The organism is Kribbella aluminosa (genome assembly GCF_017876295.1).
Taxonomy (GTDB): domain Bacteria; phylum Actinomycetota; class Actinomycetes; order Propionibacteriales; family Kribbellaceae; genus Kribbella; species Kribbella aluminosa.
Genome location: NZ_JAGINT010000001.1, coordinates 957,571 through 973,040 on the forward strand (window position 1 = coordinate 957,571; position 15,470 = coordinate 973,040).

The following is a 15,470-nucleotide window of genomic DNA, read 5'->3' on the forward strand; positions in this document are numbered from 1 at the left end:
GTACACCCGGCTCACGTCAGCCTCGCACGGTCAGCACGATCAGAACGACGTTGAGGGCCGTGACGGCGGTGGCTACCAGGCATGCGGTGAGAGTAGTCGCCCGGCGGTTGACGAGGTCGCCCATGACGCGCCGGGATGCGGTCAATCTCACCAGCGGCCAGAGCGCGCACGGGATGCCGAAGCTCAGCACCACCTGCGAGATCACCAGCGCGCGGCTCGGATCGATGCCGATCGCAAGCACCAGCAGTGCGGGCACCAGAGTGACCAAGCGCCGTACGGGGAGCGGCACACGGCGCTGCAGGAAACCGTCCAGGATCACCGAACCGGCGTACGTCCCGACCGAGGAGGACGCGAAACCGCTGGCCAGCAGGGCGAGCGCGAACAGCAGCGCCGGGAGGTGGCCGATCCGTTCGCCGATCGCGACGTGTGCGGCGTCGAGCGAGTCCGCGCCTGTGCCCTTCAGCGCAGCTGCTGCCAGCACGACCATCGCGAGGTTGACCGCGCCGGCCAGTGCCATCGCGACGGCGACGTCGAGCCGGGTTGCCCGCAGCACCCGGGATTTGCCGTCCTCGGAGCGGATCGCCTTCCAGTGCCGGTCGGTGACGAGCGCGCCGTGCAGCCAGATCGCGTGCGGCATCACGGTCGCGCCGAGCATGCCGGCCGCGAGGACGAGCGACTGGGTGCCGTCCAGCCGCGGCACCAGGCCGCCGACCACGCCGCTCGCGGACGGGCCGGCCTGCGCGGTGGAGACGACGAAACCGATCAGTACGACGGCGAGCAGGCCGATGATCGCGGCCTCGAACGGGCGCTGCCCGCGCTTGGACTGGTAGATCAGCAGACCGAACGACACCGCGCCGGTGATCACGCCGCCGAGCAGCAGCGGGATGTGGAACAGCAGGTTGAGCGCGATCGCGCCGCCGACCACCTCGGCCAGGTCGGTGGCCAGCGCGACCACCTCGGCCTGTGCCCACAGGCCGGTCGAGGTCGAGCGTTTGAAGTGGTCACGGCAGAGCTGGGGGAGCGTCCGCCCGGTCGCGATGCTCGCTTTGGCGGCCAGGTACTGCACGAGGACGGCCATCAGGTTCGCGCCGACGACCACCCAGCACAGGAGATAGCCGTACGTCGCGCCGGCGGCGATGTTGGTGGCGAAGTTCCCCGGATCGACGTACGCAACGGCCGCAACGAAGGCCGGCCCGAGCAGCAACAGCCCGGACCGACTCAGTTGCCGCCTCAACGGCGCCGGCGCGTACATGAAAGCAGTCTGTACGACGCCACCGACAACGCAACCTTTGTACGCGATTTGAGACGCGCGTTACGCCCAGCTGAACGTCACCTGAAGTGAAACCTCGACCGTGTGCTCACCTGGGGTGATGCTCAGGCTCGACTCGTAGGCCTTCGAAGCCTGCAGCCGGACAACCGGGATCCCGTCCGGGCTGTGGGTCTCGGACACCGTTGTCACCCCGCCGAGCGAGTACCCGGCGAGGCCCGCCAGATGCTCGGCCTTCTCCCGCGCCTGCTGGAACGCCAACTCGCGCGCCTGCACCAGCAGCGCCGACTTGTCCGCGATGTCGAACTGCATCCCGTGCAGCCCGAGATCGTTGCCTGCGGCACCAACAGCCGCATTCAGCAACCCCCCGAACCCGGTCAGGTCCCTGGTCTCCACCTGAATCGTGTGCGCAGCCCGGTACGCCGTCGGCGCCCCCGGCTCCCGGTAGTCCTGGTACACGTTCACCGCACTGGTAGCGAGCTGCCCCCTGTCGACACCCTGCGCACGCAGCGCGGCGACCACCGCATCCGTACGCTCACTCACCTTCGCGACAGCAGCAGCAACATCCACCTCCGCATGCTCGACGGAAAACGTCACCCGCAAGACGTCCGGCGTCCCACTGACCTGCCCTGACCCGACAACCCGCACCCCTGTCTCCATACCCGCCAGTCTGGCATCACCTGCGAGTCACCGGTGGGCTCCAGACGCTCAACGAGGTGTGACGTCCTCCGCGGCTGTCAGCAGGCGCGCCGCCCAGTCGATGCTCTTGGACGCATCCGCGGCGGAGACAGAGGCTGCTTGGTACTGCGACTTCGACTTGAGTCTGAGCAGCCGGGACAGCGTCATACTGCTGTCGCGCCCCGCCGGACCTGCGCTCTTGAGTTCCGCGACCGCCTCAGCATGGTTGTCCGCCTTCCGGGTCCGGCCGATCAGCGCGAGACAGATCGCGTCCTTCGAGTTGATGCCGGAAGTGACCGCATTGGATGCTGCAGCGTTGAACAGTGCAAGATCGTTGGTCATCTCGGCGGCTTCGAGGAACTCGCGGGCCTTCGCCAGGTGGGCTCGGGCTTCGTCGAGTGCGGTCAACTATCCGGCCTTTCGGTTGAGGAGTTGGCGGGGGGTGCTGCCTGTGATGGGTACGGCGTCGCGTCGTAGCTCGGCTACCAGGCGCTCGCCGTGGCTGATCAGGTCGCGGATCTCTTGATCGCTGTATTCGACGACCTCGCAGGAATTGCCCGACCAGAGGCTTGCCTGTGCAGAAAGGGTTTCGAGCTGCCGCAGCCAACGGGGGTCTGAGTCGTCGACGTCGTCGGGCCTGACGATCAGCAGGTCGAGATCACTGTCGGGGCCGCCCTGGCCGCGGGCCGAAGAGCCGAAGAGCCAGATCGCCTTCGCCGGCACGGCCCAGGAGTTGGCCTCTTCCCTGATGCGATCGAGCAACGACTCCCGGAGCCGTGCGAGCTGGTTGATCGCCTGGTATGCGACATGTTGGCGATTGAGGGTGTAGAGCCGGGCACGACCGGCAGGCTCCGCGACCACCACGCCGTTGGTCACAAGGTCGTCCAGCACCTTCTGTACGCCGCTGGGGCTCCCCGGCGAACGCAGCAGTCCGGCCAGCGCTCGCCCGGTCAACGGGCGCTCGGTGCGCGCGAGCACGCCGAGGACACGGCCGTGCAATCCTGGAACGACGCTCGACATCGGCTCCGGGAACTCCACTGCGACCACCTCCTATGCCCACTTTAGCAGGCATATGCCCACTTTTCAGGACATGGTCAACCGGCCCTGCGGATGATGCGGGCGGGGATGTCGTGGAGGTGGCAGAGGGAGAGGAGGGCGGTGCCGTCTATTAGTTGGAGGGGTTTGCCGTTGGCGAACTGGTAGCTGGTGGGGCCGAAGCCTGAGGTGGTGATCAGGATGCCCTTGGTGGCGCCGGCGTCGACGACGGTGCCGAAGAGGTCGCGGACGGCGGAGGGTGGGACGGTGCGGGTCCAGAGCTTGGCCTGGACGACGAACTTGCCGCCGGTGATCGGTCGGGGGTCGTACGCCACGCAGTCGATCCCACCGTCGGTTCCGCGGCGGAACAGGCGGGTCTCGAGGCCCATCCGGGTGAGCAGGTTCTGCACCAGGTGCTCGAAGGACTCCGGACTCAGGTCGAGCAGGTTCGGCCGGGCGTCGATCTCGCTGATCACGTCCACCGCCTCGACGATCCGCGGGTCGGTCAGGTCGAACTCCAGCACCGGCTCCACCGGCTGCAGCTCCTCCGGGTGCCGGGAGACCTCGGCAGCGAAGTAGTGCCGTACACAGGCCACTGGATCGAGCTGGTCCAGCACCAGCGCCTGGTACTGCTCCCTGGTCGCCCGCAGCGTGATGAGGCACGGCCGTACGGTCTGCCCGGTCGTGAGGTCCACCGACTCGACCATGCCGTTGAACACGACCGTTTCGACCACGCCGTACCTGTCACTGCCGAAGACCAGGTGTAGCGCCCGCAACGCCAGCTGCGCGACCAGTTGCTGGTAGAGCCGCCGTAGCTCAGCAGGGTCCCGCGGCACGGCCAGTACGGCGTCCAGTGAGCGGTCGTAGCGGTACGACGCCTCAGCAGGTACGACGCTGACGTCAGGCAGGTCCCACTCCACCGCGAGCAGCGTCGACTCCGGCACGTACCCGACCTTGCGGCGCCGTGGGAAGTCCAGCGGCTCCGGGTGCCGGTCCAGCGCCTTCGTGAAGTACCGCGTCACGGCTGCACGGTCCCGGTTCTCCATGGCCCGTTCGTACGCGTCGATCCGCGCATGCTGTTCCGCGGTCGCCTCGTCGAGCCGGCGCTGTCGCTCGACCTGCTCCCGCAGGGCCTTGGCCACCCGGTCGCGGCGGGTCTCCTCAGCGGCCCGGTGCCGTTCGATCGCCTCCGCGAACCGGTCCTCCGCGTCGGCGAGCCGCCGCGCGAACCGGCGCTGGGCACCCCACCAGCGAAACGGCGGGTGGGGCACGAACGCATCCCAGACAGGTCCGGGACGCGCCTCGAGATCGGCCGGCGACACCGCCGGCGGTGCCCGTCGCGGCGCCCGTTTCAGGGACTGCAGATCGGTACCGTGGACGTCGACGGCGAGTGCACCGGCCAGGATGTTCTCCAGCACCTGGACGTGTTCCCGCGCCGCAGCGGTACGTTGCGCCGCCTCGGCTGTACGTCCGGGCGGACGGTCGCTGCGGGCATGACCTTCGGCAGATCGGCCCATCGCCTCACACCTCTCTGATCCAATGTAACGGTCCAACCACGCTGTGCGACCGAATATGACAGAGAGTTGGTAAGGACATTGCTTGCCGTCCACTCCCTGTTTCCTGCTGCACGTGCAGGTTCACAAGTGGTTGCCGCGCCGCGCGTGGTCTTGCCGGTCGGGTCCGGTCGCGTGACGATGACAACCATGAGCCTGCCGTCGTACGCGTCCGGGGTGTCCGAGGTTTCGTTGCTGGGTGAGACGATCGGCGCGAACCTGAGACGGACGATCGCGGAGTACGGCGATCACGAGGCGCTGGTGGAGGTCCAGACCGGAAGGCGCTGGACGTACGACGAGTTCGGCGCGGAGGTCGAACTCGTTGCCCGTGGCCTGATGGCGCGCGGGATCGCGAAGGGCGACCGGGTCGGCATCTGGGCGCCGAACCAGGCCGAGTGGACGATCACGCAGTACGCCACCGCGCTGATGGGCGCGATCCTGGTGAACATCAACCCGGCGTACCGCACCCACGAGCTGGCCTACGCGCTGAACCAGTCCGGGGTCCGGCTGCTCGTCTCCGCGACCGCCTTCAAAACCAGCGACTACCGGGCGATGGTCGAGGAAGTGAAGCCTGACCTTGCCGCGCTCGAGGAGACGATCTACCTGGGTACCGGCGACTGGGACGCGCTCCGTGACGACGCCGCCCGGATCACCATCGACGAGCTGACCGCCCGCGAGGCCGCGCTGTCCTTCGACGACCCGATCAACATCCAGTACACCAGCGGTACGACGGGGTTCCCGAAGGGCGCGACGCTCAGCCACCACAACATCCTGAACAACGGCTTCTTCGTCACCGAGACGATCGCGTTCACCGCCGACGACCGGCTCTGCATCCCGGTGCCCTTCTACCACTGCTTCGGCATGGTGATGGGCAACCTCGGCTGCACGACGCACGGCGCCTGCATGGTGATCCCGGGCCCGGCGTTCGACCCGGCCGCGACGTTGCAGGCCGTGCAGGACGAGCGGTGCACCGGGTTGTACGGCGTACCGACGATGTTCATCGCGGAGCTCGGCCTGCCGGACTTCGCGTCGTACGACCTCAGCAGCCTCAGGACCGGGGTGATGGCCGGGTCGCCGTGCCCGGTCGAGGTGATGAAGCGCTGCGTCGCGGACATGCACATGGCCGAGGTCGCGATCTGCTACGGGATGACCGAGACCTCGCCGGTGTCCACCCAGACCCGGCGCGACGACGACCTCGACCGCCGTACGTCGACCGTCGGCCGGGTGCTGCCGCACGTCGAGGTGAAACTCGTCGATCCGGCGACCGGGCTCGTCGTGGAGCGCGGCGAGCCGGGGGAGCTGTGCACCCGCGGGTACTCCGTGATGCTCGGCTACTGGGACGAGCCGGAGAAGACCGCGGAGGCGATCGACCGGGCGCGCTGGATGCACACCGGCGACCTCGCGACGATGCGCGACGACGGGTACGTGAACATCGTCGGCCGGATCAAGGACATGGTGATCCGCGGCGGCGAGAACGTGTACCCGCGGGAGATCGAGGAGTTCCTCTACACCCACCCGTCGATCGCCGACGTCCAGGTCGTTGGCGTGCCCGACGAGAAGTACGGCGAGGAGCTGTGCGCCTGGATCAAGCTGAAGCCCGGCGCGGACCCGCTGGACTCGGAGGCGGTCAGAACCTACGCCACCGGCAAGCTCGCGCACTTCAAGATCCCGAAGTACGTCGTCCTCGTCGACGACTTCCCGATGACCGTCACCGGCAAGATCCGCAAGGTCGAGATGCGCGAGAGGTCCGTGGAGCTGCTGGGTCTGGACTGAATTCGTGGTTACACACGCGAAACCTCCCGGGCCGGTTCGGAAACGTGAGTTTGTTCCGGGGGCAATCGCGCGGCAATCGGGCGGTCCTTCACTGGATGTCATCCAGAACGGACCGAAACCCCGGGAGCCGGCATGCAACTCATCGACGGTGCACACGTCCCCGTCGTCGTGGTCGGCGGCGGCCAGGCAGGGCTGGCGACCAGCTGGCACCTGACCGCGCAGGGCCTGGAACACGTTGTCCTGGAGGCGGAAAGCGTCGGCAGTGAATGGCGCAACCGCCGGTGGGACTCGTTCTGCCTGGTGACGCCGAACTGGCAGTGCAGTCTGCCGGGGTTCCCGTACGACGGCACCGATCCGGACGGGTTCATGGTCCGCGACGAGATCGTCGGGTACCTGGAGAGCTACCGGCAGTCGTACGACGTCCCGATCGTCGAGGGTGTCCGGGCGACCCGGCTCGAGCACGGGTTCCGGATCACCACGACCGCCGGCACGATCACCGCCGACCAGGTGGTGGTTGCGACCGGTCCGTACCAGCGGCCCAGCCTCCCCCGGATCGCCGAACGACTCGTGGTCCCTCAGCTGCACTCCTCGCAGTACAGGAATCCTGACCAGTTGCCGCCCGGTGAGATCCTCGTGGTCGGGACCGGACAGTCCGGCTGCCAGATCGCCGAGGACCTGCACCTGGCCGGGCGCACGGTGCACCTGGCGACGGGCAGTGCCCCACGGGTCGCGCGGTTCTACCGCGGGCTCGACGTGGTGGCCTGGCTGGACCGGATGGGCTACTACAGCAAGGGAATCGACGAGTTCGACGACGTCGACGCGGTCCGCTTCCGGGTGAACCACTACGTCACCGGGCGCGACGGCGGCCGCGACATCGACCTGCGGAAGTTCGCCCTGGAAGGCATGCGGCTCTACGGCCGCCTGCTCGACACCGACCGGCAGGAACTGCGGTTCGCCGACGACCTCGCGCAGAACCTGGACCATGCCGACGCGGTCTCCGAAGGCATCAAGGACTCGATCGACGCCTACATCGCGGCCGAGGGAATCGACGCGCCCGAAGAGCCGCGCTACCGACCGGTCTGGGAGCCGACGGAAACGCCGGAAACGCTTTCCTTGCAAGGAATCGGCGCAGTGATCTGGAGTACCGGGTTCCGCCGGGACGACAGCTGGATCCAGGTACCGGTGTTCGACGGCCGCGGGTATCCGACCCATCGGCGCGGTGTGACGAGCGAACCTGGCATGTACTTCATCGGCCTGCCCTGGCAGCACACCTGGGGATCCGGGCGTTTCGGAGGCGTAGCAGACGACGCGCGGTACGTCGTCGACCGCATCGTCGAGCAGCGAGCCGGCGTCCACTGGATCGCCGGCCTTCATCGGACGGTGGCCTGACATGTACGTCTCCGACGCCCACCGCCACCTCGGCGTACTCCCCGCCTATCCCTTCTACGGCGGCCCGCCCGTCAACCCTGACCTCACCGCCCGCGCGACGATCGACGAGTTGATCGCCGACCTCGACGCCGAGGGGACCGACCGGGCGCTCGTGATTCCGAACTACGGCGTTCCCGACGTCGCGGTGTCGTTCGGCTTCAACGACCTCGTGGTCGAGGCGGCGGCGCGCGACGACCGGATCCGCGCCGGCCTCTGGGTGTCGCCACGACCGCAGGACGCCGAGCTCACCGCGAAGGCACTCGCGCTGGCCGGCGAGCCCGCTGTACGGGCCCTCAAGCTCAGCTTCCTGCTCGGTGGCCACCCGACCGACGACGCCGTACGGCCACAGCTCGACGAGATCTTCACGACCGCAAGGGATCACGGGCTCGTTGTCCACGTCCACACCTCACCCGGCGCCGCGTCCGACATCGACCACGTCGGTCACCTCGTCGAGACGTACGCCGACGCCGTACCGCTGCACCTGGTCCACTTCGGCGGCGGGATGAGCGGTCACATCAAGCTGATCGGCTCCCGGTTCTTCGACTGGATCGAGGCCGGCAAGCGGGTCTACACCGATCTGTCCTGGGCGATCGGCTTCGCTCCGGGCTGGCTGGCCGCCGAGATCGAACGCCGCGGCATCGGCCACGACCGGGTGCTGTTCGCCAGCGACCAGCCCTGGGGCGACCACGCCGGCGAACTCGCCCGGATGCGCGCCGCGATGGGCGACGGCGAACTCGCCGACAACGTTTTCCACCACGCCTTCTCCCACCTGTACGACTGACCCAAGGAGTAGCGAAATGCCCGAAACTGCTGAACTGACCGACCTCGAGACCAAGAGCCTGGGAGAGATCCCGCACCCGTCGCTGCCGCAGGGCTCCAGCATCTACGGCGGCACCAAGGTGTTCCCGGACTACCAGGCCGAGGACGGCGAGACCTACTTCACCCTCGTGCACGGCATCGCGCACGAGTCCTCGGTGAGCTTCGTCGCGATCCTGCAGGCGACCCGCGCGCAGCGGAAGGGCTTCGAGTCCGCGATCTACTTCTACGGACCGGGTTCGCTGAACTGCCTGGCCACCCGCGGCTTCCCGACCACCGGCAACTCGGCCTTCCCCGGCGAGCACAACATCAACGAGTCGCTGAAGACGTTCATGGCCGAGGGCGGCAAGGTCTACTGCTGCCGGTTCGGCCTCTCCCTGCACGGCGCCCGCGAGGAGGACCTGATCGAGGGCGTCATCCCGACCCACCCGCTGGACGTGCAGGACGCGCTGATCCACTACGCCCGCAAGGGCGCCATCATCAACTCGACGTACATGTTCTGAGGGGTTCGTCATGAGCGTTGGCACCGAGGAGTCATTGGCGACCCGGGCCGAGATGGCCGTGTACGGCGTCCAGGTGGACGCGCCCGTTCGGCGCAGCAAGGGCGCCGGGCCGAGCGATGACGGGCACCTGGTCGTCGACGGCGCCAACGCCACCCTCCCGATCGTTGCTGACAGCCCCTATCAGGTCCGGGACGGCGCGGTCTTCCGCAACGGCCTGAACCTCGGCCTGTCGGTGGAGCCGGTCCGCCGGCCGAAGTTCTACGACCTGACCACGGCCGACGGCGTACCGTACCAACAGATCGCCTTGCTGCACGGCAAGGACGTCCTCGCCACCACCGTCGTCCAGACCTGCATCCGGTACGACGAATCCACCCGCTGCCGGTTCTGCTCGATCGAAGAGTCGCTCCGGGCCGGCGCGACGATCGCGGCGAAGACGCCGGCCCAGTTGGCCGAGGTCGCCGAGGCGGCGGTCCGGCTGGACGGTGTCACCCAGATGGTGATGACGACGGGTACGACGACCGGCCGTGATCGTGGCGCCCGCAACCTGGTGCGGTCGGTGAAGGCGGTCCTGGCGGCCGTACCCGGGCTGCCGATCCAGGTCCAGATCGAGCCACCCGGCGATCTGTCCGTGCTCACGGAGCTCCGCGACGCCGGGGCGACCTCGATCGGCATCCACGTGGAGTCGCTCGACGACGCCGTACGACGGAAATGGATGCCGGGGAAGTCGACCGTAAGTCTGGCGGAGTACGACGCGGCGTGGGACGAGGCCGTGCGGGTTTTCGGCCGGAATCGGGTGTCGACGTACCTGCTGATCGGTCTCGGCGAGGACCCGGACGAGCTGGTCGCCGGCGCGGGGCGGTTGATCGAGCGCGGGGTGTACCCGTTCGTCGTACCGCTGCGGCCGATGCTCGGGACGCTCGCGCGGGCCGATGGGGTGACGGCCCCGGATCCCGCGGTGGTTCGTGACGTGACGTCACGGGTCGCTGCGTTGCTCGCGGAGGCGGAGATGCGGGGCGCGGACCAGGGCGCGGGGTGTGCCGCGTGCGGTGCTTGCAGTCTGTTGTCGGCGGCCGGAGCATGAGTACGACGGTGGTGCAGACAGCAGGCGTGATGCGGGCGGCTGACGTTCGTGCGCTGTTGGGGGAGCCGCCGCCGGCGTTTTTGATCGAGGAGGCGGATGCCGCGGCCCGGCAGGCGTACCACCGGCTGAGGCACGCGGCGTTCGTCGAGCAGCAGGGCCTCTTCGACGGGTCCGACCTCGACGAGCGGGACGCCGATCCGCGCACCGAGGTACTGGTCGCCCGGACAGCTGACGGGGCGGTGATCGGCGGAGTCCGCCTCGGCCCGGCAACCGCCGGTCCCGACATCGGCTGGTGGCAGGGCGGCCGCCTCGTCACTGCCGCTGCGTCCGAAGATTCGAGGGCTATCGGCCACACGTCTTCGGACGCAAGCGGTGGCGGGAGGATGCGGCGGCCGGTTGGGGTGGGGGCGGCGTTGGTGCGGGCGGCGTCTGCGCGGGCCGAGGCGGCGGGTGCGCTTCGGTTTGATGCGACGGTGCAGCTGTCGACCCACCGGTTCTTCCAGCGGCTGGGGTGGGAGACCGTACGGCCCGTGGAGGCCGCAGGCTCCCCGCATGTGTTGATGCGGTGGCCGATCGGGCGGATCGCGCGGTTGGCCGAGGCGACCAAGAGTGAGCTGGGCCCTTTGCTGCAAGGGATCGGACCGGCCGGGTTCGTCGGGGACGACGGCGCGCCGGTGCCGGGGAGTGATCTGATCGCCGCGTGTGACGCGATCCTGCCGTCGATGGTCGAGCGGGATCCGGAGTGGGCCGGCTGGTGCTCGGTGCTGGTCAACGTCAACGACCTGGCCGCGATGGGGGCCGTACCGATCGGTCTGCTCGACGCGCTCGGTGCCCGGGACGGAACGGAGGCGGCCCGGGTGCTGGCCGGGCTGAAACGTGCGGCCAAGGCGTACGGCGTACCCATTCTCGGCGGGCACACGCAGCTGGGTGTGCCGGCGGCGTTGAGTGTGACCGCGCTCGGCCGGACCACGCATCCGGTCGCCGGTGGAGGCGGACGGCCAGGGCAGCGTCTCAGGCTGACCGCGGACCTCGGTGGTGGTTGGCGGCCTGGTTATGCGGGACGGCAGTGGGACTCGACCAGTCGTCGACGACCGGAGGAGCTGCGCACGATGGTGGCCGCGGTCGGCAAGGCCCGACCGTCGGCGGCGAAGGATGTGTCGATGGCGGGCATCGCCGGGACGCTGGGCATGCTGGCGGAGGCGAGCGGTTGCGGAGCGGTGCTTGACGTCGCCGACGTACCGAAGCCCGAGGCGGCGTCGATGGGGGACTGGCTCACTTGCTTCCCCGGCTTCGCGATGCTCACCGCAGGTCCGCAAGAGCTCGACGCCGGGCCCGCCGTGGGTGCGGTGTGCGGCGAACTGACCGCAGGACAAGGCGTGGTACTGCGTTGGCCGGACGGAGACGTCACCGAGGCGCTGAGCGCCGGCGTGACCGGGATGGGAGCAGCATGACGCTCAGGATGGCGGCCGTGGCCGCGAGCTTCGGCCGGGACCTGGAGGCCGACTTCGCCAAGGTCGAGGCGCTGATCGGCGAGGCCCGCGACGCCGGGGTGAAACTCCTCGCGCTTCCGGAGGGTGCTCTCGGCGGTTACCTGCTCAGCCTCGACGGTACGGCGGAACCGCCGCCGGCGTTCACCGTCGACGGACCCGAGATCGCCCGCCTCGCGCAGTTGGCCGGCGACCTGGTCGTCACCGCCGGGTACGCCGAGGCCGACGACGGACTGATCTACAACAGCGCGGTCTGCGTCACGGGTGACGGCGTACTCGGACATCACCGCAAGGTCCATCAGCCGTTGCGGGAGGACGAGCACTACGCGGCCGGTGACCGGTTCGAGGCGTTCGACACCCCGATCGGGCGGCTCGGCCTGATGATCTGTTACGACAAGGCGTTCCCGGAGGCGGCGCGAACCCTCGCGCTGGACGGGGCCCAGATCATCGTCTGTATGTCGGCCTGGCCGGGCGCGCGGACGAACCCGGATCCGGATCTGGCCAAGGACCGCTGGAAGCGCCGGTTCGATCTGTTCGACCGGGCGAGGGCCCTGGAGAACCAGGTGGTCTGGCTGTCGGCCAACCAGTCCGGGATGTTCGGCTCGCTGCGGTTCGTCGCGAGCGCCAAGGTGGTCGACCCGGGCGGCGACGTCCTCGCGGACACCGGCGTGACCGAGGGAGTGGCGATCGCCGAACTCGACGTACAGCAGGCGCTGGAGCTCGCCCGGCGGTCGATGGGACACCTGCGGGATCGACGGCCGGAGACGTACGGATCACCTGAGCTGGCGACGGTCTGACAGTGCTCAGGATCGGCGCGGTGGCGGCGGGGTTCACCCGGGACCTGGAGTTCGACCTGTCCCGGGTGGAGGCCCTGATCCGGCACGGCCATCGCGAGCAGACCCGGCTGCTGGTGCTTCCGGACGCGGCGCTCGGCGGTTACCTGACCGATCTGAGCAACCCGGCGCTCGACGACCTGCCGCCCGCGCTCGCCCTCGACGATCCGCTGATCGCCAAGGTGATCGCGATGGCCGGCGAGATGGTCGTGTGCTTCGGCTTCTGCGAGGCGGACGGGTCACGGCGCTACAACACCGCTCTGTGTGTCACCGGTGACGGCATCCTCGGCAAGCATCGCAAGGTGCACCAGCCACCGGGTGAACGGGCGATCTATGCCGCCGGCAACGAATTCGCCGCGTTCGACACCCCGGTCGGCCGGGTCGGCATGATGATCGACTACGACAAGACGTTCCCGGAGGCGGCCCGGACGCTCGCGGTCGACGGCGCGGACGTGATCGCTTGCCTGTGCGCGTGGCCGACCAGCATCACCAACCGGGCACCGCGGATGAACGAGGACCGCCAGTCGCGGCTGTTCGACCTCTACGACCGGTCCCGCGCGGCCGAAAACCAGGTCGTGCTGGTCTCGTCCAACCTGACCGGCTCGATCGGCGGCCTGCGGTTCCTCGGTCAGTCCAAGGTGGTCGGCCCGGGCGGGGACATCGTCGCCCGCACCTGGTCGAAGGCCGGGATCGCGATCGCGGACGTCGACGTACGGGCCGAGATCGAGACCGCCCGCCGGGTCCTGCACCACCTCGACGAACGCCGCCCGGAGGTCTACTGATGCGGATCGCCTTGCTCAGCTACTCGACCAAACCGCGCGGCGGCGTCGTGCACACGCTCTACCTGGCGGAGGCGCTGGCCGCCGCCGGCGCAGACGTCACGGTGTGGTCCCTGGCGCGTGGTGGCGACGAGGGATTCTTCCGGCCCGTCGACCCGCGGGTCCGGTTGTCGTTGGTCCCGTTCCCCGACCGGCCCGATGAGGGCGTCGGTGCACGCATCCTCCGGTCGATCTCCGTACTGCGGGATGCGTTCGACGGATCGCAGTACGACGTCGTGCACGCGCAGGACTGCATCAGCGCGAACGCGGCCGGCCGATGCGTCCGGACCGTGCATCACCTCGACCACTTCACCACCCCGGAGCTGGCCGCCTGCCACGAGCGGGCGATCGTCGAGCCGTACGCACAGGTCTGCGTGTCCACGGCGGTCGCCGCCGAGCTGCTGGCCGGATGGGGGCTCAAGGCAACAGTTATCCCGAACGGGGTGGACGCCGCCCGGTTTGCGGCGGCGGCCGCTTCGGACGCCGCCGCCACGGCGGCCCGCGAAGCCTGGCGCGCCAGGCTCGGACGCTACGTCCTCACGGTCGGCGGGATCGAACCCCGCAAAGGTTCGCTCGACCTGCTCGAAGCCGCCGCGGGTCTCGACGGCACGCCCTTGGTGATCGCGGGTGGCGAGACCCTGTTCGACTACCGCGCCTACCGGGCTGCGTGGGACGCCCGCGCCGCCGAACTCGGTATCGCTCCGGTGGTGCTCGGGCCGGTCGACGACGCGGAGCTCCCGGCCCTGGTCGCAGGCGCCGAGGCTTTCGCTTTTCCCTCTGTCGCAGAAGGTTTCGGCCTGGCCCCGTTGGAGGCCCTCGCAGCGGGAGTGCCCCTGGTGGTCTCGGACCTCCCGGTCTTCCGCGAGATCCTGGGCGACGCCGCGACGTACGCGACGGGTCCAGCCGCCTTGGCGGCCGGGCTGCGTACGGCGATGACCGACCGCAGCCGGGTAGACCTCGGCCGCGTCGTCGCCGCGACGTACACCTGGGAAGCCGCCGCGGCCGCGCACCTGGACTTCTACTCGACCCTCAGCTGAGGGGTTGCCCGGATCATGGTGAGCAAGGAGCCCACTCCGAACAGCCCGCCGAGGATGCACACGCCGGTCCAGCCGGCGCGTTCGTACAGCGCGGTCGACGCGATCGCGCCCAGGCCGCTGCCCAGCGAGTAGAACACCATGTACCCACCGATCAGCCGGCTGCCCGCGTCAGGTCGGTAGATCATGCTCTGGTTGGTGACATGGATCGCCTGGACGGCGAGGTCGAGCAGCACCGCTCCGATCGCCAACGCCACCAGGGTGTACGGCGTCCACGCGGTGACCAGCCAACTGGTTGCCAACAGCACCGAAGCGAGCATGGTCACGAGCCGGCCGTGACCGCGGTCGGCCAGTCGTCCGGCCGGTCCGGCAGCGAACGCCCCGGCAGCGCCGATCAGGCCAAAGACACCGATCTCGGCGTGCGACAGGCCGCGTTCGGTGAGCGGCAGGGCGATCGAGGTCCACAACGTGCTGAACGACGCGAAGATGAAGAAGGCGCGGACCGCACTCTCCCGGAACATCGGCTCCCGCCACAGGGTGATGGTCGACCGCAGTACGACGCCGTACGTGAGGCCGACGTCCGACGGCGTCGCGGATCGACCCGACCGCAGCCCGCGCCCCGCTCGGGCCACGCACAGGACAATTCCCACGCAGACGGCAGAAGCGGTCAGGTAGACGGCCCGCCAGCCCGCGAGGTCGGTGAGGATGCCGGACGTGGTTCTCGCCAGGAGGATGCCCAGGACGATGCCGGTGGTGATGGTGCCGACGGTGCGCCCACGTTGGACGGGATCGCTCAGCGCCGCGCCGTACGCGACGAGCGACTGGGTGACGACAGCCAGCGCGCCGACCGACGCGAGGCCGACGAGGAGCATGGCGGCGTTCTGTGCGAGACCGGTGACCAGCAGTGCGACGGCCAACAGCGCGAACTGCAGCCGGATCAGCCGGCGCCGGTCGAGGAGATCGCCCAACGGCACCAGGAACAACAGCCCGAGGGCGTATCCCGCTTGCGTGACGGTGACGAACACGCCGACCGTCCCGGCCGCGATCCCGAGCTCCTGGCCGATCGTGACGAGCAGCGGCTGGGCGAAGTACACGGTGGCGACCGCGACACCGGCGGCCACGGCGAGCAGCAGGCGGCCACGGACAGAGATTGTTGGTTGCATC

The 15,470-nt window shown here is 69.2% G+C and carries 15 protein-coding genes; 9 read left to right on the forward strand and 6 right to left on the reverse strand.

Annotated elements, in window-relative coordinates:
- Positions 1-16 precede the first annotated feature (16 nt).
- Genes JOF29_RS04755 through JOF29_RS04775 form a run of 5 tightly spaced genes read right to left on the reverse strand, consistent with a single transcriptional unit; the run spans position 17 to position 4,497 of the window.
- A complete protein-coding gene (locus JOF29_RS04755; RefSeq protein WP_209693020.1) occupies positions 17-1,252 on the reverse strand; it encodes an Nramp family divalent metal transporter in 1,236 nt (411 codons plus the stop codon).
- Between the two features lie 60 nt (positions 1,253-1,312).
- Positions 1,313-1,927 (reverse strand): SIMPL domain-containing protein, encoded by a 615-nt coding sequence (locus JOF29_RS04760; RefSeq protein WP_209693021.1) that lies wholly within the window; start codon positions 1,925-1,927, stop codon positions 1,313-1,315.
- 48 nt (positions 1,928-1,975) lie between these two features.
- Positions 1,976-2,353, reverse strand: a complete 378-nt coding sequence (locus JOF29_RS04765) for a hypothetical protein (RefSeq protein WP_209693022.1) — start codon at positions 2,351-2,353, stop codon at positions 1,976-1,978.
- A complete protein-coding gene (locus tag JOF29_RS04770) occupies positions 2,354-2,983 on the reverse strand; it encodes a nucleotidyltransferase family protein (RefSeq protein ID WP_209693023.1) in 630 nt (209 codons plus the stop codon). It abuts the gene before it with no gap.
- Positions 2,984-3,039: 56 nt separating this feature from the next.
- A complete protein-coding gene (locus JOF29_RS04775) occupies positions 3,040-4,497 on the reverse strand; it encodes a restriction endonuclease (RefSeq protein ID WP_209693024.1) in 1,458 nt (485 codons plus the stop codon).
- A 186-nt stretch (positions 4,498-4,683) separates the two neighbouring features.
- Between JOF29_RS04775 and JOF29_RS04780 the strand changes: the two genes are divergently transcribed.
- The 9 genes from JOF29_RS04780 (at position 4,684) to JOF29_RS04820 (ending at position 14,309) form a co-directional block, all read left to right on the forward strand.
- Entirely contained in the window at positions 4,684-6,306 is a 1,623-nt protein-coding gene (locus tag JOF29_RS04780; RefSeq protein ID WP_281067210.1) for an AMP-binding protein, read from the forward strand.
- A 132-nt stretch (positions 6,307-6,438) separates the two neighbouring features.
- Positions 6,439-7,695, forward strand: a complete 1,257-nt coding sequence (locus JOF29_RS04785; protein ID WP_245357445.1) for an MSMEG_0569 family flavin-dependent oxidoreductase — start codon at positions 6,439-6,441, stop codon at positions 7,693-7,695.
- Position 7,696: 1 nt separating this feature from the next.
- Complete coding sequence (locus JOF29_RS04790; protein WP_209693025.1) at positions 7,697-8,515, forward strand: amidohydrolase family protein; 819 nt, start codon at positions 7,697-7,699, stop codon at positions 8,513-8,515.
- Between the two features lie 16 nt (positions 8,516-8,531).
- Entirely contained in the window at positions 8,532-9,053 is a 522-nt protein-coding gene (locus tag JOF29_RS04795) for an MSMEG_0572/Sll0783 family nitrogen starvation response protein (protein ID WP_209693026.1), read from the forward strand.
- Positions 9,054-9,063: 10 nt separating this feature from the next.
- Positions 9,064-10,134: an MSMEG_0568 family radical SAM protein gene (locus tag JOF29_RS04800; RefSeq protein WP_209693027.1), complete on the forward strand. Its 1,071-nt coding sequence runs from the start codon at positions 9,064-9,066 to the stop codon at positions 10,132-10,134.
- Positions 10,131-11,585 carry an MSMEG_0567/sll0787 family protein gene (locus tag JOF29_RS04805; protein WP_245357446.1) on the forward strand — a complete coding sequence of 485 codons (1,455 nt, stop codon included), beginning with the start codon at positions 10,131-10,133 and terminating at the stop codon, positions 11,583-11,585. The genes JOF29_RS04800 and JOF29_RS04805 overlap by 4 nt, the downstream gene beginning before the upstream one ends.
- Positions 11,582-12,418, forward strand: a complete 837-nt coding sequence (locus JOF29_RS04810) for a carbon-nitrogen hydrolase family protein (RefSeq protein WP_209693028.1) — start codon at positions 11,582-11,584, stop codon at positions 12,416-12,418. Before JOF29_RS04805 ends, JOF29_RS04810 begins: the two co-directional genes overlap by 4 nt.
- Before the next feature lie 2 nt (positions 12,419-12,420).
- Positions 12,421-13,236: a carbon-nitrogen hydrolase family protein gene (locus JOF29_RS04815; RefSeq protein WP_307863147.1), complete on the forward strand. Its 816-nt coding sequence runs from the start codon at positions 12,421-12,423 to the stop codon at positions 13,234-13,236.
- On the forward strand, positions 13,236-14,309 hold the full coding sequence (locus tag JOF29_RS04820) for an MSMEG_0565 family glycosyltransferase (protein ID WP_209693029.1): 1,074 nt from the start codon (positions 13,236-13,238) through the stop codon (positions 14,307-14,309). The genes JOF29_RS04815 and JOF29_RS04820 overlap by 1 nt, the downstream gene beginning before the upstream one ends.
- Here the strand turns inward: JOF29_RS04820 and JOF29_RS04825 are convergent.
- Positions 14,291-15,469, reverse strand: a complete 1,179-nt coding sequence (locus JOF29_RS04825; RefSeq protein WP_245357447.1) for an MFS transporter — start codon at positions 15,467-15,469, stop codon at positions 14,291-14,293. The two genes, JOF29_RS04820 and JOF29_RS04825, sit on opposite strands and share 19 nt — an antisense overlap.
- Between the last annotated feature and the right edge of the window lies 1 nt (position 15,470).